A 23,070-nucleotide genomic window follows, 5' to 3' on the forward strand; every position below is an offset into this window, starting at 1 on the left:
GATACTTGCCCGGCTCTGTCGGGCTTATCTGGATATTGAAAACGTATGAAGATGAAAGATCACGGTGGTTTCAGCTTGATTGAGCTGCTGATAGTTATAGGAATCGTGGGTATAATTGCTGGGCTTGCATGGCCTGCCTATCAGAGTCACATCCTTACCTCAAATAGAGCGGATGCCCAGGGTGCTTTAATGGGATTGGCTCAGGCAATGGAGCAGCACTTTACTCAGAACGGCTCCTATACCGGAGCGGCAGATGGGGGTGCAGATATCGGTGCTCCAGCAGTCTTTCCTACAGAAGCCCCATTGGATAGCAGTAACAAAACTTATGACTTGACTATTCAGGCTGCCAATGATTCTTCCTATACCATTCGTGCAACGCCTAAAAACTCTCAGGTAGGTAATGGGGAGCTTGAATTGCGTTCAAATGGACTGCGAGCATGGGATCGAGGGAATGACGGAGCTTTCGACGACCCAGATGACTTGTGCTGGAACTCCAGTTGTATTTAAAAGTAACTAGGGGCAGATTAATTCCTGGCCACTTCCATTTTCCACAATGCCGTTTAGATCTTTATCTTTGGCGTAGTAAGGTCTTCCTATCGCATTGAGGATTATAATCCAGCCATACTCTGCCTCGCCGCTTGCGGGGCAGAATGAAAAGTTGCCACTTTGGGACGGAGTAGTTCCTTTTGGTTTATAAATCAGAAACCCTCTATTATTGAATGCATTCCAGTTTAGAGATGCTCCCTGTTCAATCCGATCTATATATCTTACAACCTGATCTTCTGAATCGACTTCGCCATTGCCATTTTCATCGGTGAACAATAATGCGCCATCTGCCCAATCGCCAGCGCACTCATCAGAAATCCCTTTTGGACAAAGAGTAAAGTTACGTTTTTCAATAAGGGCCCTGTTACGCATAAATATAAGCACGTCAAAGAGCTCTCTTTGTTTAGCTTTACTTTTATACCTTTTAAGGAAGTTGCTAAAAGAAGGTAAAGCTACAGCTGTTAATACAGCAATAATCGTAATACAAATTATTAACTCTATAAGGGTGAATCCTGCAGATCGTTTCACGGTGCAAACTCCTCCTGGTTGAGTTTGCACTAGAATACTAGCTAGTTAGTATATTCCAATCACATGAAATTACGGTACCTTGATCTTCACAGTCTAACTCTCAAGCCCTAGTTTTTTTAATCTATATCTTAGAGAGCGGAAGCTAATACCCAGCTTCTGCGCTGCAGCGGTTCGATTCCATCGGGTTTTTGCTAAAGTTTCCTCAATAACCTCTTTTTCTATTCTTTGTAGGAATTCATCCAGGGAATCATACTTGTGTGGATTGAAATCTTCCGAGTTAGCCTTTTTTTCAGTTTGAGGTGAATTAATGTTGTGTTTTTTATCTGTGGAGCTTTCTTGCCTATTGTTACATTCAAGTAGGAGATCTTCTTCTCGAATTATATTTTGATCAGATAAGGTGAAAGCTCTTTCAAGTATATTTTCAAGTTGTCTGACATTTCCCGGGAAGGAGTAATTTTGTAAGGCAATCATTGCTTCATGTGACAAGGCAGGCGGGGTAAGTCCGGCAGTAGAGGCTATACGTTGCATGATTATATCGGTTAGAAGCGGTATATCCTCGACCCTGTCCCGAAGAGGTGGGACAGAAATTTCGATAACATTTATGCGGTAGTAAAGGTCATTTCGGAAACGTCCATTGTTTACTTCTTCACTTAAATCTTTGTGGGTTGCACTTAAAATACGAGTATCTATTGATACCTCTTTATTGGAGCCAATTGGCCGTATAGACTTTTCCTGAATCGCTCTAAGGAGCTTTACCTGCATTTCCAGAGGAAGATCTGCTACTTCATCCAAGAAAAGGGTGCCGCCCTCGGCACTTTGTAGAAGGCCTTGTTTGTCTTTGTGTGCACCGGTAAAGCTACCTTTTTGGTGGCCAAAGAACTCACTTTCCATCAGTTCAGAAGGTATTGCACCACAGTTTATGGCGATAAAGGGTTGCTCAGCTCTAGCGCTCTGTAAATGAATAGAACGGGCAGCAAGTTCTTTGCCTGCGCCTGACTCACCACTGATATAAACAGGAGCGTCACTGCGAGCAACCTTACTGATCTGTTGGCGCAGCTTGCGGATATTATCTGCTTCGCCAAGTAGGAGGTCTTTTTTGGAGATTTCCTGTTTTGGAGCCTGGTTGCTATCCAGACGCAGGGCGAGTTGTGCCAAATTGCGTAAGCGCTCAAGATCTACTGGTTTGCTCACAAAATCGAAAGCGCCAAGCTTTAGCGCTTTAATTGCAGTATCCATATTCCCGTGAGCAGTTATAACCGCAATGGGGAGTTCAATCTCTGTACTTCCCTGGATATATTCAACTAGCTGTAGCCCATCTCCATCAGGTAGGCGTAAATCAGTTAGGCAAAAGCTATAAGTATTTTGGCTGAGTGCATTTTTAGCCTCGGAAAGCGTTGCAGCGGTGTGGCAATCAACATCCATCCTTTGAAGGGTGAGACTAAGTAAGTTACAAATATCCGGTTCATCATCGACAACCAGTGCCAGTGGACGCATCGTTATTCTTTCTTTTCTTGTTTTGTTCACTTTATACCAAAAGGCATGAAACGCGATTATGTCAGAAATTTCTGGTGAATAATGATCTAGTTACAGGGAAAATTTCCTGAGCTAGATCAGGTCACACCCATAGAGTGAGCGAATTCAAGACGGAAGCAGCTTTTATTGTCTTCACTTTGGCAATGATACAAACTGATCCGATTGGCTTCACACAGTTCTCGAGCAATATACAAACCGAGCCCGCTACCGGCCTTATCGGTGGTGAAAAACGGCTCAAACACCTGGTTTTTGAACTCAGAGGGAATGCCACTACCATTATCCTTAATATCCAATATAGAGTGGCCTTTCTCAGTATTATAGTAGGCATGAACAGCTGCATAGCGCTGTCCAGTTTCCATTTCTGAGTGCCGCAATGCGTTGTCTGTAAGGTTCGTAATGACTTGTGATAATTGAGCAGAATCAAAGTTGGCCGGGATAAGCTGGTCTGGGACATCTAGTTCAATTCTGTTGTTTTGGGGGTTGGCTGTATTGAAGTCGGTAAAAAACTGGTTGAGCCAATTTCGCAGGTCATGTTCTTCTGGTGAATTTGCACGCCTTCTGGATAGTTGCATTACATTTTCAATAATTTGATTTACACGACCACTCTGCCGGCAAATAATTTCGATTAAATGTCGATCTTCATCTTTGAGCTGGGCAGATTCAGATAAAAGTTGCGCTGCATGGTTGATTGCAGAGAGTGGATTGCGAACTTCATGTGCAATAGAGGCGGTTAAATGTCCTAAAGATGCAAGTTTGAGCTTTTGAGCTGCTTCAGTGAGCTTTCGATTGTCTTCGACAAAAATGAGTGTGCTATTGCCACTTTTATGGCGTAGTTGGGCAAAGTTGAGTTGTAGCTCGTTATTGTTACCGGCTTGAAAAAGTATACTTGTGTTTTCACCTTGCTGGCGCCAAGACTGAATCTGGCGGTGTAGCTCAGAGTTGGGGGGGTCGCCAGAAGTTAGCTGTGTTCCAAGTAAGCGAGAGGCAGCTCGATTGATCAATTCAGGCTTATTGGATGGCCCCATAACAAGCACGCCTGTATTCATCCTTTCAATAATTTGCTGTGCCAGCCTCTGGAGATGTGCGGCCTGACGGCTTTGCTGGTCTGCACGCAGGTTGGCTTTATGGATACGCTCAGACAAATATTGAATTGCGCTGACGGTTACGAACATTAGTAAGCCAAGTCCACCTGCAGAAACAATATCTCGGCTGGAGCCGGAGCCTGATAAAAGGTGAAACAGTTGGAGGGAAATTACGCCTAGGCTTGCGATGGCTGCAAAAAATGCGCTTAGGCGTCTATCCAGCAAAATGGCACCGATTGAGCAACTGATCAAAAGTAAATAGCCCAGACCGGAGTTCAGTCCTCCACTGGCTTCAATCAGCAACAGAAATACCAGGATATCGCACCCCAGAACAACTCCGACTTGGCTGTTATTAGTTTGATATGCCTTTTGTCGGAGAAAGAATAGCCATGTGATATTAAGCAGGGCATAGGATGCGGTGGTATAGACAAATAGTGTTGGCAAGTGCTCACCAAGTGAGCCCTCCCCGATATCTGAGAAAAATACCCCCAGCAAAACCAAGGCTATTGCAACCCGATATATAGCGCTAATCCGTAGGAGTTCGTGATGTTGTAAGGGGGATGTCTGGGAACTGCTCACTGTAGATGCCCGGTATTCTTGTAGTGGTGAGCCGCTGCTGTTGTTACCCCGATGGGGTTACAATAGCGGCCTGTCTTGTCCGAGGTTCAACGATGTCTACTTTGCAGTTAGTGCTGGCACAAATCAATTCCCTGGTGGGAGATATTCCAGGGAATACCAAGCAGGTGATAGAAATTGCGCGCCGAGCGTACCAGGAACTGGGTGCTGACTTGGTACTTTTCCCGGAGCTGACCCTGTGCGGCTACTCTCCTGAAGACTTGTTGTTGCGCCCCAGTATGCAGATTCGTATTGATGCGGCATTGGATCAGCTCAAAGCTGCAGAACTGCCCTGCGCCATTGTTGTGGGTTACCCCAAGTTGCTCGATGGCGTTATGTTCAATATGGCGGGGGTAATAGTTGAGGGAGAGTTAATCGCAGAATATGCCAAACAGAAGCTGCCTAACTATCAGGTCTTTGATGAAAAGCGTTACTTCAAGCCGGGTAAATCCCCCTGTGTAGTGCATATCAAGGGAGTTCCTGTGGGGCTGAGTGTTTGTGAGGATATTTGGTTTCCAGAGCCCATCAAGCAGTCAGTCGATGCTGGAGCCAAGTTGATTCTCAACATCAATGCATCACCTTTCCATCGGGGCAAGGCTCAACAAAGGCTGGAATTGGTTTCCAGGCAGGCAAGAAATGCCAGAGTCCCCATTGCCTATGTAAACTGGTGCGGTGGTCAGGACGAGCTGGTTTTTGACGGTGGCTCAATTGTTGTTGACGCTGAGGGAGAGGTATGTGCCAGGGCTGAGGAGTTTACAGAGCAGTTGTTGCCAGCTTCCATATCTTTGCAGGGACAGGATTTGACGGTACACCCTGGGGAAATTGCTCCTCCTCGCAGCGATTTGGCTTCCGTGTACCAAGCCTTGGTACTCGGGGTGCGCGACTACGTTAATAAAAATGGTTTTAATGGTGTTGTGTTGGGGTTGTCGGGTGGAATCGACTCAGCTCTTACATTGGCAGTTGCGGTCGATGCGCTGGGCAAAGAGCGTGTTGAGGCTGTAATGATGCCGTTTCGCTATACCTCGGATCTGAGTAAAGGCGATGCGGCCGATCAGGCGGAAAGAATGGGGGTTCACTATCGGGAAATTAGTATCGAGCCCATCTTTGATTCGTTTATGGGCGCTCTCGCTGAAGAATTTGCTGGCAGTAAGAGGGATACCACTGAGGAGAACCTGCAGGCCCGCTCTCGTGGCGTTCTTTTGATGGCTATCTCCAATAAGAAGGGCGCGATGGTCCTGACAACTGGTAACAAGAGTGAGATGGCCGTTGGTTACGCAACCTTATACGGGGATATGGTAGGCGGATTCAATGCCCTGAAGGATGTTCCCAAAGTATTGGTATTTGAGCTGGCCCGTTACCGCAACACAATTTCTGAAGTGATTCCTGAAACGGTCATTACTCGCCCACCCAGTGCTGAGCTGGCCCCGGACCAGGTGGATTCTGACAGTCTTCCGCCTTATGAGGTCCTAGATCAAATTCTCAATTTCTATGTTGATCAAGACCACAGCGCTGAGGAAATCATTCAGCGTGGCTTTCAGAGAGAGGATGTAGAGCGTGTGGTTAGGTTAGTGGGGCGCAATGAGTACAAGAGGCGCCAGGCAGCCATCGGGGTGCGTATTTCTGAACGCGGATTTGGAAGGGATCGCCGCTATCCCATCACCAATGGCTGGAAGCTGGGTGACTAGCTCTCCTGAAAATAGAAACGGCGCCGAATGGCGCCGTTTCTATTTTTAAGTGATAAGTTACAGAAGCTCTGGAGGTAGGGGAGTCTCGTCCCGGTTGTATTCGGGATTATAGAGCTCCCGGCTGTCAAAGCCCCGCGGGTCAGATTTTTCAAACAGGCCCAGGGTGACTCTGTGCACTAGGCTGCGGCCGCTCGGACCTTTGTAAAAGTCGTAGTTGAAAGTGCCGTCTTCGTTAAAAGCGGGGTGCTTTGGATAGTTATTGCGCAGAACATCCAGGGCATTAGCCTCGAGATCTTGCATTTCCATCAAATGGTACCCTTGAACCATAACTGCCAGGGCATCGGGAATTGCGGGTGTCTGCTGGAAGTTTTCCACAATGTAGCGGCCGCGATTGGCTGCTGCGAGGTAGGCGCCACGCTTAAAGTAGTAGTTGGCCACGTGAACTTCATAGCGGGCCAGCAGGTTACGCAAGTGGATCATGCGCTTTTGCGCGTCTGGAGCGTAGCGGCTTTCAGGGTAGCGGGCCATTAACTGGGAGAAATAAGCGAATGACTCTCGAGCCGATCCTGGGTCGCGACTGGTTAAGTCGGTAGGCATAAAGCGCTCGAACAGGCCTGTGCCCTCAGTAAAGGAGGACAGGCCCTTCATGTAGTAGGCGTAGTCGACATTGCGGTGCTGGGGGTGTAGGCGGATAAAGCGGTCTGCAGCGACGATAGCAGCATCGTTTTCATAGTTGCGGTAGTAGGCATAGATCAGCTCAAGCTGAGCCTGTTCCGCGTAGTTGCCGAATGGGAAGTTGTCTTCCAGGGCTCGCAGGTTTCTGATGGCAAGATCCCACTGGCTGGTTCGCAGCTGTCGCTGGGCCATCTCGTAGTATGCCTGCTCTGTACGTGAACCTGTGGGTAGGCCCACTTCCGAATCATCTGTGTTGGCGCAGGCAACCAATATTGCGGACACCAAGGCCAGCCACAGCATTTTCCAGGTCTGCATAGCCCCTCGCTCTATCATTCTTACACTCTACCTTATTAAACTACCCACCAGTATTAACCTGGCGCGTCGGACATTTAACCACAGTCGCGGAGCTGCCCAAAGTATTTGCAATTGATTGATGATTGAACACCTAAAACTAGATATCCAAGTTCCTGCCAATATGGCTGGTCGACGCTTAGACCAGGCCGCAGCCGAATTAATTCCCGATTTTTCGCGCGCGCGCCTCCAATCGTGGATCAAAGGCGGTCAGCTCACCTTAAACGGAGCCCCAGCTAAGGCCAAGGAAAAGCTCTTTGGCGGCGAGCTTATCCAGCTTCGCGCAGAACTGGAGCCCCAGGGTAGCTGGGCTGCCCAGGACCTCGACCTCAATATTATGTACGAAGATGACTGCCTGATGGTGGTCAATAAGCCCGCGGGCCTCGTAGTCCACCCCGCTGCCGGTAACCCCGACGGCACTCTGCTCAATGGCCTGCTTCATCACAATCCAGCACAGGAGCTGATACCCCGAGCTGGTATTGTTCACCGGCTGGATAAGGACACCAGTGGCCTGATGGTTGTGGCTAAGACTTTGGCCGCTCAGACCCATCTCGTGGATCAATTAAAGCAGAGAACGGTGAGTCGACAGTATGATGCCCTGGTCCAAGGATATATCACCACTGCGGGTCGTGTTGATGCGCCCATCGGTCGGCATCGTCAAAATCGTCTCAAGATGGCTGTTTTGGACTTTGGCGGCAAAGAGGCGATCACTCATTATCGTGTACAGGAGCGTTACAGCGCTTACACGCTCTTACGCTGCAAGCTGGAAACCGGTCGTACTCATCAGATTCGGGTACACATGGCCCATATCAGGCACCCGCTCGTGGGAGATCCACTCTACGGAGGCCGCCCAAAGTTGCCTCCAGAGGCCTCGGCAGACCTTGTTGAAGCTCTCCAGAGCTTCCCTCGGCAGGCTCTGCATGCGGCTGAACTCGCGCTAGTGCATCCCACCAGTGGACAGGACATGCATTGGTGTGCGCCAATGCCTGCTGACATGCAAGCACTGCTCGATCAGTTGCGCGCTGATGAGCCTTGAAGTACCGGTTATAAATTCGCCTGAGTACCTATCGCCGGTTCTCGAAAGGACAATTTCGCAAAGCAAGATATCTCAATGCCAAGTAACCACTACCTTATACCCGATTGGCCCGCACCCGCAGGGGTGAGGGCGGCGACGACGCTACGCACTGGGGGCCAAAGTTGTGGCCATTTCTCCTCCTTTAACCTGGCTGCTCACGTGGGGGACAAGGAGTCAGCTGTTACTGCCAATCGCCAACAGTTGAGAGGGGAGCTTGAGCTGCCCTCAGAACCGCAGTGGCTGGAGCAAATCCATAGCGACAAGGTAGTCGAGGCAAGTGATGACGCCTTAGTTCGAACCGCAGATGCCTGCTTTAGCATGAAAAGAGGTGTTGTCTGTGCCGTGCTAACCGCAGACTGTTTGCCTGTTTTGCTATGCGATAAGAGTGGTACCCGTGTAGCAGCAGCCCATGCCGGGTGGCGCGGATTGGCCGGTGGTATATTGCGCAACACCGTACGCGCGATGAAGTGTGATCCTGAGGAGTTGATGGTTTGGTTGGGCCCAGCGATTGGTCCGGAGGCCTTTGAAACCGGAATCGATGTCCTCGAGGCATTCTTTGAAAATGCAATTAGCAGTCGACACACAGAAAAAATCGCTAGCTGTTTCCGCCCACACACTAAGAAACCACTGCACTTTTTAACAGATATCTACGCCCTGGCTCGCGCGGAGTTGGCAGAGCTGGGGATTCGCGAGGTGTACGGTGGGGGGCTCTGCACAATGTCAGAACCTGAGAAGTTTTTTTCCTACCGCAGGGAGTCTGAAACCGGTCGTATGGCAACTTTGATATGGCGGGATAAAGACTGAACTGAATTTCTAGATGGCTTATTTTTTTTCTGTGTAAGCCATTCGATAATATTGGAGCAGCTTGGGCAATTACAAGGCTGGGCGTTGACTGGGCTGTAAAAAATTATAAGAGATAGATTTGCCGCAAAACCACTTTGCATAGAATAAATGCCGCTATTGATTTAAATCATTGAAAACCCTTCCTGCGCCCCTATTTTACTTGTCAGTACCATAGCGAATGTAAAAGGCAAATTAGTGCCACTATTGCAGCGCTTCTGAAAAAATCGAGTAAAAGAGGTTTCGTTCATGCGAATTGACCGAATGACAAACCCGCTACAGGCGGCATTTGCTGATGCGCAATCCCTAGCGGTAGGGCGCGACCACAACCAGATTTATCCCGAGCACTTGATTCTGGCACTGCTTAACCAGAACAACGGAAGCGTACCCGCATTCCTGTCACAGGCGGGATTTAACCTAAACGGGTTGCGCAATGACCTTGCCAAGCGGTTGGATAGCCTGCCGCGGGTGACTTCCCCCACGGGTGATGTGGGGATGTCCCAGGAATTAATGCGCTTAATGAATCTCACGGACAAGCGAGCCCAACAAAATGGTGACAGTTTTATTTCCAGTGAAACTGTATTACTGGCGGCTTTCGACTCTGCGGCGGGAGAGATTTCCAAAATCCTAAATGCCAACGGCGACATTAAACAATTAGAGGCGGCAATTCAAAAAGTGCGTGGCGACGAAAAAGTGGATGACCCCAATGCGGAAGAAGCGCGCCAGGCGCTGGATAAATATACTCTCGACCTGACCGAGAGGGCTCTGGCCGGCAAGCTTGACCCGGTGATCGGCCGCGATGATGAAATACGGCGGACGATTCAAGTCTTACAGCGGCGTACCAAGAATAACCCTGTACTAATTGGTGAGCCGGGTGTTGGTAAAACTGCCATTGTTGAAGGGCTCGCTCAACGTATCGTCAATGGTGAAGTGCCGGAAGGGTTAAAGGACAAACGTCTTCTTTCCCTGGATTTGGGGGCATTGTTGGCGGGCGCAAAATTTCGTGGAGAATTTGAAGAGCGATTAAAAGCGGTACTCAACGAATTATCCAAACAGGAAGGTCGCATTATTCTCTTTATCGATGAGATCCACACGATGGTGGGTGCCGGTAAAGCTGAGGGGGCCATGGATGCGGGAAATATGCTGAAACCCGCTTTGGCCCGCGGGGAATTACATTGTGTCGGTGCAACCACTCTGGATGAGTATCGGCAATATATTGAAAAAGATGCAGCGCTTGAGCGGCGTTTCCAAAAAGTGCTGGTTGATGAACCAACTGAAGAGGATACGGTTGCGATTCTGCGCGGATTAAAAGAACGCTACGAAGTACACCACGGTGTTGATATTACCGACTCTGCAATTATTGCGGCGACAAAATTATCGCAGCGTTACATCACTGATCGTCAATTACCAGATAAAGCGATTGATCTTATTGATGAGGCCGCCAGCCGGATACGCATGGAGATCGACTCCAAACCGGAATCCATGGATAAATTGGAGCGCCGTTTAATTCAATTAAAGATTGAACGTGAGGCAGTAAAAAAGGATACGGATGATGAGGCGACTAAAAAACGCCTGTCGAAACTGGAAGAAGAGATTCTACAACTGGAGCGGGAATACTCCGACCTTGAAGAGGTTTGGAAGGCGGAGAAGGCACAGCTTGCCGGCAGCCATGACCTCAAGGAAAAGCTCGAGCAGGCCAAGCTCGATATGGAGTCCGCACGGCGTGCAGGTGATCTCAATAGAATGTCTGAATTACAGTACGGTGTAATTCCACAACTTGAACAACAGCTTAAAAGTGCCGCTACCGCTGAAGCTTCTGAAGAACCCCGCCTGCTGCGCAATCGGGTTACCGATGAAGAGGTGGCTGAAGTGGTATCCCGCTGGACGGGTATTCCTGTATCTAAGATGCTCGAAGGTGAGCGTGAAAAGCTACTGCGAATGGAAGATGAGTTGCACAAGCGGGTCATCGGACAGGGGGAAGCGGTGGAAGCGGTTGCTAATGCCGTACGCCGCTCGAGGGCGGGGCTAGCTGATCCCAACCGACCCAATGGCTCATTCTTGTTCCTCGGCCCAACCGGTGTGGGTAAGACGGAATTATGCAAGGCATTGGCTCAGTTCTTGTTTGACACAGAAGACGCCATGGTGCGTATCGATATGTCGGAATTTATGGAGAAGCACTCTGTGGCCCGACTGATTGGCGCACCTCCCGGATATGTAGGTTATGAAGAAGGGGGATACCTGACTGAAGCGGTGCGGAGAAAACCCTATTCTGTTGTGCTATTAGACGAAGTGGAGAAAGCGCATCCCGATGTATTCAATATTCTTTTACAGGTTCTTGATGATGGCCGCCTGACCGACGGCCAGGGGCGCACGGTAGACTTTCGTAATACCGTTGTCGTAATGACTTCAAACCTTGGCTCAGATTTAATTCAAAAATACGCCACAGCTGAAAATGGTGATGACCTGGACGCTGAAATTCGTTATCGACAGATGAAAAGTGCGGTGATGGAAGTGGTGGGGAACCATTTCAGGCCAGAGTTCATAAATCGTATTGACGAAGTGGTTGTTTTCCATCCACTGGATAAGGCAGAAGTACGCTCTATTGCCGAGATTCAGTTGCAACAACTTTGCCGTCGACTGACAGAGAGGGACCTGAAATTAGAGGTATCTGAAAGTCTGCTGGATAAATTAGCAGAAGTTGGGTTCGATCCCGTTTATGGTGCACGGCCATTAAAGCGTGCTATTCAGGTATGGCTGGAAAACCCGCTGGCGCAAGATGTTCTCGCCGGTAAGTTTTCCCCTGGAGCAACGATCCACGCGGATGTTGAAGGCGATAAAGCCGTATTCCGATAAAAAAGCACTTGGGGGTGCCATATAGTGCACCCCTAAACTCCCACCGATTCCTCACTCTCTCCATATCTATACTCACAGGTGCGCTAATCCGTTTGTTCGGATATTTACGTAGAGGGGCACCCCTCCGTAGCGCATAGTTTCCCTTGCAAGTATCAGTTTATAGTTTTTATTGACGACACCTTACGGGGGCCTGATATCAGTAAGCGTATGTTGCTAATGCTGCTGGGATGCCTTTTGCTCTTCGGCGGAATTTTTGCTTATAAATTAATTGGCAGGCATATGGTGAATCAGTTCATAGACAACTTAGCCCTGCCTGCGGCCACAGTGACTTCAGCAACCGCCCAGTTTCAATATTGGAAGGAAGACCTGAGAGGAATAGGCACCATTCGAGCTGTTAATGGTGTAGAGGTTACTACCGAAGCTCAGGGGGTTATCAGCGCTATTCACTTCAAGTCGGGCCAGCATGTTAGGAAGGGCGATTTATTGGCGGAAATTTTTGCCGAACCGGAAAAGGCGCAGTTGCAGGTGTTGGATGCAGAGCTTCGCTTGGCCCGTCGTAATTACGTGCGGATCAAGACTCTGCTGGGGCGAGGTGTAACAACTGAAGCAGATTTGGATAGCGCTCGCAGTACTTTGGACCAGGTGGTTGCCAATATAGAAGTGCAGCGGGCCAGGGTGGATCAGCGAGTTATCGTGGCGCCTTTTAGTGGAGTACTGGGAATTCGACAAATCGATCTTGGGCAGAATGTAAGCCCGGGGGAGTCTGTTGTTTCTCTACAGCAACTTGATCCTATTTTTGTTGATTTTTCCCTCCCTGAACAAAAATATGCCTTGGTTAAGGCTGGGCTTGCTATTCAGTTGACAACAGATGCTTTCCCTAAAAATACCTACAAAGGAAGAATTACTGCTGTTGACCCTCAGGTGGATAGTGCAAGTAGGAACTTTCTGATTCAAGCGACTCTGGAAAATCCCCAACACGATTTACGTCCTGGGATGTTTGCCCAAGTATCCGTAAAGATAAGTGCACAGCGAAAAGTGCTCGTCATTCCCAGAACCGCATTGGCTTTTGCTCCCTATGGGGTGGCGGTTTTTGTGTTGGAGCCCGATAAAGATGGTGAGCATATGGTCGCAGTTAAACGATTTGTGAAAACTGGTGAGGAGCGTGGGGATCTAGTTGAAATCACACAAGGACTTTTGGTGGGTGATATAGTGGCTAGCAGCGGATTACTTAAACTTCGCAATGGAGAGAAAGCGGTTATCAATAATCAAAATCAACCCCCAGAAAGTGCGGACCCCACACCGGAAAATAGTTAAACCTGGAATTTATAGGTTGTGAATTTCACAGAGATTTTTATTCGAAAACCAGTGTTGGCCTGCGTAGTCAGCCTATTTATTTTTCTATTGGGTTTAAGGTCGCTAACGGAATTAAATGTCAGGCAGTACCCGGAACTTGAAAATGCAGTTATTACAGTAACCACCGTTTATGTTGGTGCCGACTCAGATCTAGTACAGGGGTTTATTACTACGCCGCTGGAGCAGGAGATTGCTACTGCAGATGGTATCGATTACATGGTTTCCACCAGCGTGCAAGGTCTCTCGACGATAAACGTTTATGTACGTTTTGATTACGATCCAAATGAAGTGTTAACTCAGGTCGTTGCCAAGGTAAATAAGCTGCGCAGTGAATTGCCTGATGAATCAGAGGATTCCAGCGTGGAAATGCAGCAGGGAGAAACCACTGCTGCAATGTACCTTTCTTTTTCCTCAAATATTCTCGCTAATAATCAAATCACGGATTATCTGACACGCGTTGTTCAACCTAAATTGGCGACTATAGCTGGTGTGCAGCGAGCTCGCCTTTTGGGGGACAGCACCTTTGCAATGAGAGTCTGGTTAAAACCGACAGAGATGGCGGCATTGGAAGTCACACCTGCGGATATTTCTGATGCGCTTAGGGATAATAATATTCTGTCGGCAGTTGGTTCGACAAAGGGAACCCGTGTGGCACTGGAAATACGTGCGGATACAGATATTGCACGTCAATTGGATTTCCGCAAGCTAGTGGTTAGAGCCGATGGGGATAAGTTGGTTCGTCTAGGTGAAGTGGCGGAGATAGAGTTAGGAGCTGAATCCTATGACAGCTCTGTGACTTTTAACGGGCAGTCTGCCACTTTTATTGCTATTGAGGTGGCACCCGATGCGAACTCCCTTGATGTTATTAAAAAAGTACGCGAGGAGTTGGAGCAGAAAATTTTTCCACAGTTGCCAGAGGGTATGCTAGGCGAGATCCCTTACGACAGTACTGAATATATTCAGGACTCCATTGAAGAGGTCGTCAAAACAATTGTTGAAGCAGTATTTATAGTAATTTTGGTGATTTATTTGTTTCTGGGGTCAGTTCGCAGCGTATTGATTCCAGCAATTGCACTACCTCTTTCTCTTGTTGGTGCATTCTTTTTAATGTTTTTAATGGGATTTTCCATCAACTTGCTCACATTGCTAAGCATGGTTCTGGCAATCGGAATTGTTGTTGATGATGCCATTATTGTTCTGGAAAATGTCCATCGACATATAGAGGAGGGCTTGCCTCCAAAAGAGGCTGCGATCGTAGGGGCTCGAGAGTTGGCATGGCCTGTAGTGGCTATGACTACAACGCTAATTGCAGTATATATTCCTATTGGTTTTCTCGGTGGTTTAACCGGGACCCTATTCATAGAGTTTGCATTCTCCCTAGCTGGCGCCGTATTACTGTCTGGAGTGGTCGCTCTTACTTTATCTCCCATGATGGCCTCGAAAATATTAAAGCCTCGCGATGGTGGAGGTACCCGGTTTGAAATTTGGCTGGAACGCCAATTTAATCGACTTCAGACGAGATTTGAAAAATCGCTCCATTCTTCTCTTGATGAGCGCCGAGTTATTTTGGTTTTCGGCTTAATTGTATTGATAAGTTGTTACTTCTTATTTGTGACGTCCCCTCAAGAGCTTGAACCTACAGAGGATAGGGGGCTTGTTCTTACAATTTCTACTGCCGATGCTTACGCAACTTTAGATTATGTTGAACAGTACAGTGGTGAACTTAATGTCATTGCTGAGAGATTTACTGAGGTTGAAAATCTTTTTCTGCTTAATGGGGCGGGCACCTTCAGTAGTGGTGTTAATAATGCGGTGGCCGGGTTTGTTTTGGCTCCCTGGGAAGGGAGAGACCGCGATACGGAAAAGATGCAGGAGTTGATTAGCAGTGATGTGCAGCAAATAGCCGGGCTAAAAATAGCTGTAGTGGTGCCACCAAGTCTGCCAACTGCGGGAGGGCAGCTTCCGGTTGAATTTGTTATCGGTTCTACAGAGCCCATGGAGAATCTGGCATCGGTGGCAAGCGATATTATGACCCGAGCTTTGGAGAGTCGAAAGTTTATTTTTCTAGATTCTGATCTGAAAATTGATAAGCCAAAAATTGTAATAGAAATTGATCGTGATAAAGCAGCCAGTATGGGTGTGGAAATGGTGGACCTGAGTCGTGACTTAGGAGCGATGTTATCTGGGGCTTATGTCAACCGTTTTTCCCTGGATAATCGCAGTTATAAAGTTATCCCTCAAGTCGAGAGAGTTGATCGCCTTACCCCTGATCAGCTGGAGCAATATTATATTCGGGCGGTAAACGACAAGTTGGTTCCTGTGAGTACTTTGATAAGGCTCACGGAAACCGTTGAACCACAGCAACTAAAGAGATTTCAACAATTAAATGCCGTCACTATTTCGGGTGTGCCACGCCCTGGGATTACGTTGGGTGAAGCATTGATGGTGTTGGATAATGCGGCTAAAGAAATCTTACCGGTCGAGTATTCTGTAGATTACTCGGGGCAGTCCAGGCAATTCAAAACTGAAGGATCAGATTTGGTGGTTACCTTTTTCTTTGCCTTGATAGTGATTTATTTGGTGCTGGCTGCTCAATTTGAATCCTGGCGCGATCCCTTGATTATGTTGGTCACCGTACCGATGAGTGTTTGCGGAGCGATGATTTTCGTCAGTCTAGGATTGACGACCCTCAATATTTACACACAAGTGGGCCTGGTTACCCTGATTGGGGTTATTTCCAAACACGGCATTCTGATAGTGGAGTTTGCCAATAAATTACAGCTCTCAGGGCTTGAAAAGCGATCAGCGATTGAGCAGGCCACTTCAATCCGTTTGCGACCGATTTTAATGACTACGGCATCTCTGGTTTTGGCGATGGTTCCATTGTTAATAGCGTCGGGGCCTGGTGGAGGAGCAAGGTTTGCAATGGGCTTGGTAGTGGCGACCGGTATGACAATTGGAACGTTATTTACTTTATTTGTCGTGCCGGCGATGTATATGTATCTTGGGCGGAATTTTGAGGCGGAGGCTGTAGCGGCCTCCTGAGCCTCTTTACACTTATTTACGCTTCGAAAATATCTCTGCCGACATTACTGCGACGGAACTCGGAAGGGGTGACTCCCTCATGTTTTTTAAAGAAGCGGGTAAATACTGCGCGTTCGGCAAAATGAAGTTGTACCGCAATGCTTTCTACGGAATCACTGGTTGAGAGAAGGAGTTTCTTGGTCAGAGATAGCGTAACACTGTCTTTAAGCTGCTGGAATGTTACTCCCTGTTCTCTCAATCTGCGCTGTAAAGTGCGGCCACTGGTGCGGAAGTGGGCTGCGGCTTGTTTGATAGTGATTTCTTCACTGAGCAAGTGCTTCTCGAGCCAGGCTCGCAAACTCGCTGCCAGGTTATAGCTGGTTAAAGTGTTGTGTAGAACTGCTTTTAATATATTTCGGCTTTGGCTGCGAATGATTTTATGGTAACTGGGTATAGGGAAGTCCAGTATCTGGGAGCCCAGGATAATCGCATTTTCATCAGCGGAAAATTCAATTGGGCACTGGAAAATCCTCTTGTGGATAGAGTCATCTTCTGGCTTTTCACTGCGTAACTTTAATCCCCTGACCTCGGGAAATCTGGGGTTAAGAGTGCGCAAGAGATCTACTCCACGACTCATCAGCATTTCAGCAATAAAATGATTGACCGGAGCGCTAAAGAGTTCCTGCTGCCAGTTGAGTGTGAGTACCTCCGCATCGACTTCCTGGTAAGTCTGGAACCGCAGGAGGGGGGCCAGAGTTTGTGAGAGTACAATTTCTGCAGGGCGAAAGATCTCCCTCGGCCGTCTCAAGGAGGGCTGAGCTTCGATAATAGTTTCTTCAAGCCAAAGCATAATTGGAAAGCGACTAAAGCTGAGACCTGGTGAGGTAACAGGGGATAGCGCCAGTATGCTTTCAATTAGAGCATTGAATTCACTGTAATTGAGCCATTCACTTTCTCCTGGATTCCAGCTAAATGAGAATGGCAATCGTTCAATTAGCGTCTCGGTGGGAATGCCGAGCCTGGCGGCGGCAACCACAAAGTAAGGCGCAAATATCTTGGGCACGCCGGCATGGCCGGACATATTTTTATTTTGGTCTCTCATGACTTACTGCCGTCCGGGTGGCGTTGCCGGCATCATAGCAAAGGCGCCTCAAAGCACGAGTATAAATTGAGGAATATGACGAATTGGTCGCTTCGCGTGGCGGATTCGACCCCCCTCTGGCGCCTTTAATCCTATTCCCAAATAGAGGGTAAAGGATAAGTTTTAGTCGTCTGCTGTACATTGCGTTATTCAGATTTTTTAAAACTCTTCAGTCACGAGAGTTACCACTTACTAAAACAATAAAGGAAAATAACAATGGCACTGTCTAAAAGGCTGGGTACAAGCCTGTCTATTTTTTTCTCGGCGATAATTGGAGCTTCATCAGCGGTAGCGGAAAACTGCTATATCCTGGTTCATGGACACGGAGTCGAAGGACACACTACAAGTGAAAGTAATGATGGGAGTTTAGTGCAGCCAGCACTGGACTATTGGAGTGAGGCGGTTTTCGACGAATATTCTAGCAGTGATTTTATTGAGCAATTGTTAGTTGATGGCGGCAATTACGGCGTTGTCGGTTATAACTCAACTGATGAAGGTGAATTTCCCTACTGGCATGATGAGACTGCGGGTGAAATTGCTCGTCAAATTATAGAGATCCGCTCTGGCCAGGGAGATCGGTTTGAACACGAAAACCAGTGCTCAGCAGAGGACACTTTCTGGATTATCTCCCACAGCCAGGGTGCCGCCCAAATGATGTATATCGCGGGTAACGCTGTTGAAGGATCCCCATACTACAATCGCGCCTACAACCAGTTCGATAGCAATACAGAAATTCAAGAAGTAAAAAAATGTTCCACGACTTGGTATGGCAGTAAATCCTGTAAAACGGTTGAAGAAGAAGTTCGAGTTGCCGGGCTTAACGAAAGCTATGCAGTGAGCGTTGATTTTGATGCGGCTATCAGCGGTGTTGCTGCAATATTCACCACAGGGGGAGCAATTACCGGTACTGAAGGCGTTGATCGGATATGTAATGGAAGCTGGTATGACGATTTGGTCAACGCACTATTTCTTGGGCGTGAGTGTTCGGCGGTTCGCTATATGCAGACTAATGATGTTTACACTGTGAGAAATTATGTGGGGACTAATCTCGGTGCGCCGGTGTACACCATTGGGGGTTATGCGGGCTTCCCAGGTGTGGAAAGTGCTACCTCCATGCTGCTGAATGGTGAGGATGACGGTTACATTAATTTGGCTTCGCAAATGAACTGTTCCGGGTCTGCCAAGCGCAACCTGTGGTCGAATCTCAAAGAATATGAAACCCTGTTTGGAGTAGCTTACGGCAGCGCGATTTTCTCTTGTGACAACGACAGCAAAGGCACTGCTCGATCTTACAATTTGGCCAGTATCTATACAGATCATGATGCGCAGCGTAACGGTGGCATTCTATCCCCCGATTATGATTCTATTCCCGATGGACTGGACTGTGGTTCAGGAAAGAACAGCGCGGGTAGAATCTCAGCCTGCACGAATTAACTAAAAAAATAAAAGGCTTCGGAGGTATTGATGTCCACATCAAGCAAAGATCGCTCAAAGGCCCGGCTGGCAGGTTGGGGTGTACTGGCCGTAGTTACTGGATTGGTGGGTTACTGGGCCCTGACTGGTGGTGAAGAGGCGACGCCCGCTGTTGTAGCCAAAGCAAAAGCTGAAGAGCAATCTATCCGAAGCCGCAAGCCTGATAACGTCAAGCCGGCGGAACTGGAGCAAGAGGAAGAGGATCAGTCTGTAAAACTATGGAAGGGAATTCAGTCCCTGCCCAACAAGACTGAGTTACACGAATCCCTTCTCTCGGATCTGGCCCGCTTTCATCGCTATCCGCCAGAAAACCGAGCAATTAAAACTCCTGAACAGGACCCGATTACTCAGACATTTGCGGTGGATGAAAGAACCACTCACAGTGAGGAAGGGGATTCTCTGACTATATGGACAGATGAAAAGTTTTATTTGCGTGGGGATACTATTCGGGTTTTTGCCTATCAGGCCGATAGTGATGGAGATCGGGTCAGTGCTGACCTGACTGCGCTGTTGGTTTACGAAGACCAACAAGTCGTGGGTACCTTGGCTTTTAGTGATTCGGATGGAGACTTAGTCTACGAAGTATTGATGGAGGCGGGCTCCTTTAATAGCCAGGTGCTGGAAGCGGGCATTTTTAAGGTAATTGTGGATACGGATATTGAGGGTCTCCGAGATGCGGCAGCATTCACCCTATCTGAGGATACGGGAAGCTATACGGGCTCGTTGCGGGATTCCGTTACCGCCGATGGCAATTTATTAATTGAGGCGGAAGTCGATATCAGCAGAGAGGGGCGCTACTATTTTCAGGGCTCCCTTTATAACGATGAGCAATCCCCGATAGGCACAACGCAAAATGCTCTTGAGTTAACGGCGGGGCGGCACTGGGTTCCCCTGGAGTTTTACGGGCTCTTAATTCGCGATGCCGGGCAGGACGGCCCCTATCTGGTGAAGCAATTGAGTATTGCCAGGGTGACGGTACCTATGGCCAGGGATAGTGCTTTTGAACCAGGCTATTACACTGAACGCTATAGCCTGGATCAATTTACTGATAGTCCCTACCAGGAAATGTAGGGAGAATAGGGGGGCTTTAGCAGTTATCTCGGATACGTTGTTGAGCGGTTGATATACGTTGCTGCCGCTCATCCTCACCCAGGCTTCTATAATTTCCATTTTGGTCGACTGCGCGAATACGAGAATGAGCGGTCAAGGAACTCAGAGACTTTCGTGCTGACTCACAGCGCTTAGCGCGAAGAGCGGCTTGCATTTGCGCTGCTTTTTCCTGTTCTTGCTGACGTACATCGAGTTGCTTTTCAGGTTGCTTTGCTGCGGTTGGCTTTGATGGTTTTCGGGGTTTGGCAGCCTCCTGTTCAGCCTCCCATTTCTTATAGCGCTCTGACTTGGGCTTTTTGATCACGTCCACTTGGGTGCCTCCTGGAGGTTGCTCACCGAAGTGGACAACACCATTTTCATCTACCCATTTATAGATGCCGTCGGCTTGAGCGGTCGTAGCTGTTACTGCAATCAATAGCGCCAGTAAGATGCGCATGGTGCTTACCCCTTGTGTTGATGTTCCTTCCGTCCCCTTATTGTACCGATACTGGCGGGTTTTCCTGTAACTGTCTTAACACTTTCGCGGACACCTATTGACAGCTAGGGCTCAATTGGCAAAATCGGGGGTTTACTCAGTGACTAGATCTCACCGCACACCCGTGGTTTTGAGTCTAACCCTGATGGAACACCCTCCATCGAAATTCCACTGAGTGGCCCTCCCCACCCCTGGAGGCCTGCTAACCCCGTAGTGAACCTTTGTAGATTTACTTGGGGTTGGGTGTTTATGCGCGATCAGTTCATCCTAAAAATCGGCAGCTAAACACGCAACAGGCTGATATTTGTCACCATTTTCCCCTATAATTGCTGCCTGGCATTCTTGCTAGTAGGCGTTTTATACGTTTTCGGTGATGGCTATCCTATAAAACAGGAAAATTGAGGAGACTCAAGTGGAATTACTTTCCGGCGGCGATATGTTGGTTCGCGCGCTGCAGGATGAAGGGGTGGATCTGATTTTTGGATACCCGGGCGGCTCAGCGTTACATATCTATGATGCTATTTTTCGGCAGAAGTCGATTAAACATATTCTCGTGCGCCACGAGCAGGGTGCGACCCATGCTGCGGATGGTTATGCGCGGTCTACTGGTAAGGCGGGTGTGGTACTGGTGACGTCTGGTCCCGGCGCTACGAATGCGATTACTGGCATCGCAACGGCCTATATGGATTCTATCCCTATGGTGGTGATATCCGGCCAAGTACCCAGGGATAAGATCGGTGAGGATGCGTTTCAGGAAACAGACATGGTCGGTTGCTCGCGGCCGATCGTGAAGCACAGCTTTTTGGTTAAAAATGCTGAAGATATTCCTACGATTGTCAAAAAGGCATTTTTTATCGCCAATACTGGCCGTCCCGGTCCCGTAGTGATCGATGTTCCAAAGGATGTAACCAACCCGGCGGAGAGATTCCCCTACCACTACCCTGAAAAATTGCGGATGCGCTCCTATACCCCAGCCGGTAAGGGGCATAGCGGCCAGATTCGCAAAGCGATTGCTATGTTGCTGTCAGCTCGCCGCCCGGTGATTTATGCCGGCGGGGGAGTGGTGCAGGGTGGCGGCGCCGAGCTTCTCACTGAGCTGGCTAGAAAGTTGAACTACCCGGTGACTAATACCTTGATGGGGCTCGGAGCATTTCCTGGTAGTGACAGGCGTTTCTTGGGAATGCTTGGTATGCACGGCACTTTCGAGGCAAATACAGCCATGCATCACGCCGACGTTATCCTGGCAGTAGGTGCGCGCTTTGATGACCGGGTGACTAATACTCCAGGCAAATTCTGTCCGGGTGCCAAAATTATTCATATCGACGTCGATCCGGCTTCGATCTCTAAAACGATTGTTGCCGATATCCCGATTGTCGGCACGGTCCAGGCTGTTCTTCGGGAGATGCTCGAAGCGTTGAAAGCCAATGATGAGCAGCCGGATCACTCCGCGATAGTTGACTGGTGGCGCCAAATCGATGATTGGCGTGAGCGTCACGGACTCTACACGGCTCCTCGTTATCAGACTAATGGTGCTCTGATAATGCCGCAGGATGTGATCAAGGCGGTATATGACATTACTGAGGGTGATGCTTTTGTGACATCCGATGTAGGGCAACACCAGATGTTTGCTGCGCAATATTACCTGTTTGATAAGCCGCGCCGCTGGATTAACTCCGGTGGGTTGGGGACTATGGGTTTCGGCTTACCGGCAGCCTTGGGGGTGAAAATAGCTCACCCGGATAAAGAGGTTGTGTGCGTAACTGGCGAGGGAAGTATCCAGATGTGTATTCAGGAGCTTTCTACGGCTACCCAATATCATCTGCCAGTAAAAATCCTCTGCCTTAACAATCAGGCTCTGGGGATGGTGAAGCAGTGGCAGGAGATGCAATATGAAGGAAGGCTTTCCAATAGTGTTTACGAGGAATCGCTGCCTGATTTTGTAAAACTCGCCGAGGCATACGGTCACGTCGGGGTGAAAGTGGAGCGTCGTGAAGACCTACACAACAAGTTGCAAGAAGCTTTTGCAATTAAGGATCGCACTGTATTTATCGACGTGTACGTCGACCCATCTGAGCATGTCTATCCCATGCAAGTGCTACCAAATGGCTCCATGCGTGACATGTGGCTGAGCAAAACTGAGAGAACTTAAAGGGTAGGGCGATGCGTAGAATAATTTCGGTTCTGATGGAGAACGAACCAGGGGCATTGTCCCGTGTTGTTGGCTTGTTTTCCCAGCGTGGCTACAACATTGAAAGCCTCACCGTGGCGCCTACTGAGGATGCGACTTTATCGCGTCTCACTTTGGTGACGATTGGTGACGATCACAAGATTGAGCAAATTACCAAGAACCTAAACAAGCTTATCGATGTTGTGAAATTGGTGGACCTCACTGAAGGCTCTCATATCGAGCGGGAGCTGCTATTGGTGAAAGTGCGAGCCAATGGTGCCCAGCGCGATGAGGTGAAGCGCAGTGTCGATATTTTTCGCGGGCAGATCGTCGATGTCACCAGCAGTATGTACACGGTACAGGTGGCAGGAACCGGCGAAAAACTCGATGCGTTCCTACAGGCGCTGGGGGAACACACAATTATGGAAGTGGTGCGATCCGGAGTTTCCGGAATTGCCCGCGGTGAAAAAGTATTAAGTGTATAGAGCAAAAAGCAGGAATTGAGCGATGCAAGTTTATTACGACAAAGATTGTGACCTTTCTT

General features: G+C 48.5%; 18 protein-coding genes (1 of these 18 only partly in view). 12 read left to right on the forward strand and 6 right to left on the reverse strand.

Annotated features, from left to right (window positions below):
- Positions 1-45: 45 nt before the first annotated feature.
- Positions 46-507, forward strand: coding sequence for a type IV pilin protein (locus ACJJIM_RS00405; protein WP_444912079.1), 462 nt, complete (start codon positions 46-48; stop codon positions 505-507).
- Between the two features lie 6 nt (positions 508-513).
- On the opposite strand, the gene ACJJIM_RS00410 is transcribed toward ACJJIM_RS00405, so the two are convergent.
- The 3 genes from ACJJIM_RS00410 to ACJJIM_RS00420 all read right to left on the reverse strand — a co-directional run bounded on the left by ACJJIM_RS00410 (position 514) and on the right by ACJJIM_RS00420 (position 4,268).
- Complete coding sequence (locus ACJJIM_RS00410) at positions 514-1,074, reverse strand: GspH/FimT family pseudopilin (RefSeq protein WP_444912080.1); 561 nt, start codon at positions 1,072-1,074, stop codon at positions 514-516.
- Between the two features lie 93 nt (positions 1,075-1,167).
- A complete protein-coding gene (locus ACJJIM_RS00415; protein ID WP_444912081.1) occupies positions 1,168-2,568 on the reverse strand; it encodes a sigma-54-dependent transcriptional regulator in 1,401 nt (466 codons plus the stop codon).
- Positions 2,569-2,684: 116 nt separating this feature from the next.
- On the reverse strand, positions 2,685-4,268 hold the full coding sequence (locus ACJJIM_RS00420) for a sensor histidine kinase (RefSeq protein ID WP_444912082.1): 1,584 nt from the start codon (positions 4,266-4,268) through the stop codon (positions 2,685-2,687).
- A 92-nt stretch (positions 4,269-4,360) separates the two neighbouring features.
- On the opposite strand from ACJJIM_RS00420, the gene ACJJIM_RS00425 reads away from it, so the two are divergent.
- On the forward strand, positions 4,361-5,989 hold the full coding sequence (locus tag ACJJIM_RS00425; RefSeq protein WP_444912083.1) for an NAD+ synthase: 1,629 nt from the start codon (positions 4,361-4,363) through the stop codon (positions 5,987-5,989).
- Between the two features lie 57 nt (positions 5,990-6,046).
- On the opposite strand, the gene ACJJIM_RS00430 is transcribed toward ACJJIM_RS00425, so the two are convergent.
- Positions 6,047-6,979, reverse strand: coding sequence for an outer membrane protein assembly factor BamD (locus tag ACJJIM_RS00430; protein ID WP_444912084.1), 933 nt, complete (start codon positions 6,977-6,979; stop codon positions 6,047-6,049).
- 118 nt (positions 6,980-7,097) lie between these two features.
- Between ACJJIM_RS00430 and rluD the strand changes: the two genes are divergently transcribed.
- The 5 genes from rluD to ACJJIM_RS00455 all read left to right on the forward strand — a co-directional run bounded on the left by rluD (position 7,098) and on the right by ACJJIM_RS00455 (position 16,181).
- A complete protein-coding gene (rluD, locus tag ACJJIM_RS00435; protein WP_413664317.1) occupies positions 7,098-8,051 on the forward strand; it encodes a 23S rRNA pseudouridine(1911/1915/1917) synthase RluD in 954 nt (317 codons plus the stop codon).
- Between the two features lie 75 nt (positions 8,052-8,126).
- A complete protein-coding gene (pgeF, locus tag ACJJIM_RS00440) occupies positions 8,127-8,894 on the forward strand; it encodes a peptidoglycan editing factor PgeF (protein WP_444912085.1) in 768 nt (255 codons plus the stop codon).
- 285 nt (positions 8,895-9,179) lie between these two features.
- On the forward strand, positions 9,180-11,783 hold the full coding sequence (gene clpB, locus ACJJIM_RS00445; RefSeq protein ID WP_413664319.1) for an ATP-dependent chaperone ClpB: 2,604 nt from the start codon (positions 9,180-9,182) through the stop codon (positions 11,781-11,783).
- 207 nt (positions 11,784-11,990) lie between these two features.
- The gene (locus ACJJIM_RS00450; protein WP_413664320.1) at positions 11,991-13,097 is read left to right on the forward strand and encodes an efflux RND transporter periplasmic adaptor subunit; all 1,107 of its coding nucleotides are present in this window, start codon (positions 11,991-11,993) and stop codon (positions 13,095-13,097) included.
- 18 nt (positions 13,098-13,115) lie between these two features.
- Positions 13,116-16,181 (forward strand): efflux RND transporter permease subunit, encoded by a 3,066-nt coding sequence (locus ACJJIM_RS00455; protein ID WP_413664321.1) that lies wholly within the window; start codon positions 13,116-13,118, stop codon positions 16,179-16,181.
- A gap of 16 nt (positions 16,182-16,197) precedes the next feature.
- Here ACJJIM_RS00455 and ACJJIM_RS00460 read toward each other — a convergent pair whose 3' ends face one another.
- Complete coding sequence (locus ACJJIM_RS00460; protein ID WP_413664322.1) at positions 16,198-17,262, reverse strand: helix-turn-helix domain-containing protein; 1,065 nt, start codon at positions 17,260-17,262, stop codon at positions 16,198-16,200.
- Between the two features lie 255 nt (positions 17,263-17,517).
- On the opposite strand from ACJJIM_RS00460, the gene ACJJIM_RS00465 reads away from it, so the two are divergent.
- Together ACJJIM_RS00465 and ACJJIM_RS00470 are read left to right on the forward strand one after the other, a co-directional pair.
- Entirely contained in the window at positions 17,518-18,735 is a 1,218-nt protein-coding gene (locus tag ACJJIM_RS00465) for a hypothetical protein (RefSeq protein ID WP_413664323.1), read from the forward strand.
- A gap of 30 nt (positions 18,736-18,765) precedes the next feature.
- Complete coding sequence (locus ACJJIM_RS00470) at positions 18,766-19,845, forward strand: DUF4785 family immunoglobulin-like domain-containing protein (protein ID WP_444912086.1); 1,080 nt, start codon at positions 18,766-18,768, stop codon at positions 19,843-19,845.
- Positions 19,846-19,861: 16 nt separating this feature from the next.
- Here the strand turns inward: ACJJIM_RS00470 and ACJJIM_RS00475 are convergent, their stop codons facing one another.
- Positions 19,862-20,320 carry a DUF4124 domain-containing protein gene (locus ACJJIM_RS00475; RefSeq protein ID WP_444912087.1) on the reverse strand — a complete coding sequence of 153 codons (459 nt, stop codon included), beginning with the start codon at positions 20,318-20,320 and terminating at the stop codon, positions 19,862-19,864.
- A gap of 451 nt (positions 20,321-20,771) precedes the next feature.
- Here ACJJIM_RS00475 and ACJJIM_RS00480 point away from each other — a divergent pair, with 451 nt between their 5' ends.
- The 3 genes in view from ACJJIM_RS00480 to ilvC are tightly spaced (at most 22 nt apart) and all read left to right on the forward strand, a layout consistent with a single transcriptional unit that may run on beyond the window.
- Positions 20,772-22,508: an acetolactate synthase 3 large subunit gene (locus ACJJIM_RS00480; RefSeq protein WP_413664326.1), complete on the forward strand. Its 1,737-nt coding sequence runs from the start codon at positions 20,772-20,774 to the stop codon at positions 22,506-22,508.
- Positions 22,509-22,519: 11 nt separating this feature from the next.
- Positions 22,520-23,011 (forward strand): acetolactate synthase small subunit, encoded by a 492-nt coding sequence (ilvN, locus tag ACJJIM_RS00485; protein WP_282934340.1) that lies wholly within the window; start codon positions 22,520-22,522, stop codon positions 23,009-23,011.
- Between the two features lie 22 nt (positions 23,012-23,033).
- Positions 23,034-23,070, forward strand: partial view of a ketol-acid reductoisomerase gene (ilvC, locus tag ACJJIM_RS00490; protein ID WP_413664327.1) — the beginning only. The gene runs 989 nt beyond the window's last position; the window shows 37 of its 1,026 coding nt (coding positions 1-37); its start codon is at positions 23,034-23,036; its stop codon lies beyond the right edge, outside the window.

Source organism: Microbulbifer maximicatervae (SeqCode), from assembly GCF_052467615.1.

Bases quoted from the DNA above. Each gene is read 5' to 3' on its own strand.
- ACJJIM_RS00405 (WP_444912079.1), top strand. From the start codon at position 46: ATGAAGATGAAAGATCACGGTGGTTTCAGCTTGATTGAGCTGCTGATA.
- ACJJIM_RS00415 (WP_444912081.1), bottom strand. From the start codon at position 2,568: ATGCGTCCACTGGCACTGGTTGTCGATGATGAACCGGATATTTGTAAC.
- ACJJIM_RS00425 (WP_444912083.1), top strand. From the start codon at position 4,361: ATGTCTACTTTGCAGTTAGTGCTGGCACAAATCAATTCCCTGGTGGGA.
- ACJJIM_RS00430 (WP_444912084.1), bottom strand. From the start codon at position 6,979: ATGCAGACCTGGAAAATGCTGTGGCTGGCCTTGGTGTCCGCAATATTG.
- rluD (WP_413664317.1), top strand. From the start codon at position 7,098: ATGATTGAACACCTAAAACTAGATATCCAAGTTCCTGCCAATATGGCT.
- pgeF (WP_444912085.1), top strand. From the start codon at position 8,127: ATGCCAAGTAACCACTACCTTATACCCGATTGGCCCGCACCCGCAGGG.
- clpB (WP_413664319.1), top strand. From the start codon at position 9,180: ATGCGAATTGACCGAATGACAAACCCGCTACAGGCGGCATTTGCTGAT.
- ACJJIM_RS00450 (WP_413664320.1), top strand. From the start codon at position 11,991: ATGTTGCTAATGCTGCTGGGATGCCTTTTGCTCTTCGGCGGAATTTTT.
- ACJJIM_RS00460 (WP_413664322.1), bottom strand. From the start codon at position 17,262: ATGAGAGACCAAAATAAAAATATGTCCGGCCATGCCGGCGTGCCCAAG.
- ACJJIM_RS00465 (WP_413664323.1), top strand. From the start codon at position 17,518: ATGGCACTGTCTAAAAGGCTGGGTACAAGCCTGTCTATTTTTTTCTCG.
- ACJJIM_RS00470 (WP_444912086.1), top strand. From the start codon at position 18,766: ATGTCCACATCAAGCAAAGATCGCTCAAAGGCCCGGCTGGCAGGTTGG.
- ACJJIM_RS00475 (WP_444912087.1), bottom strand. From the start codon at position 20,320: ATGCGCATCTTACTGGCGCTATTGATTGCAGTAACAGCTACGACCGCT.
- ilvN (WP_282934340.1), top strand. From the start codon at position 22,520: ATGCGTAGAATAATTTCGGTTCTGATGGAGAACGAACCAGGGGCATTG.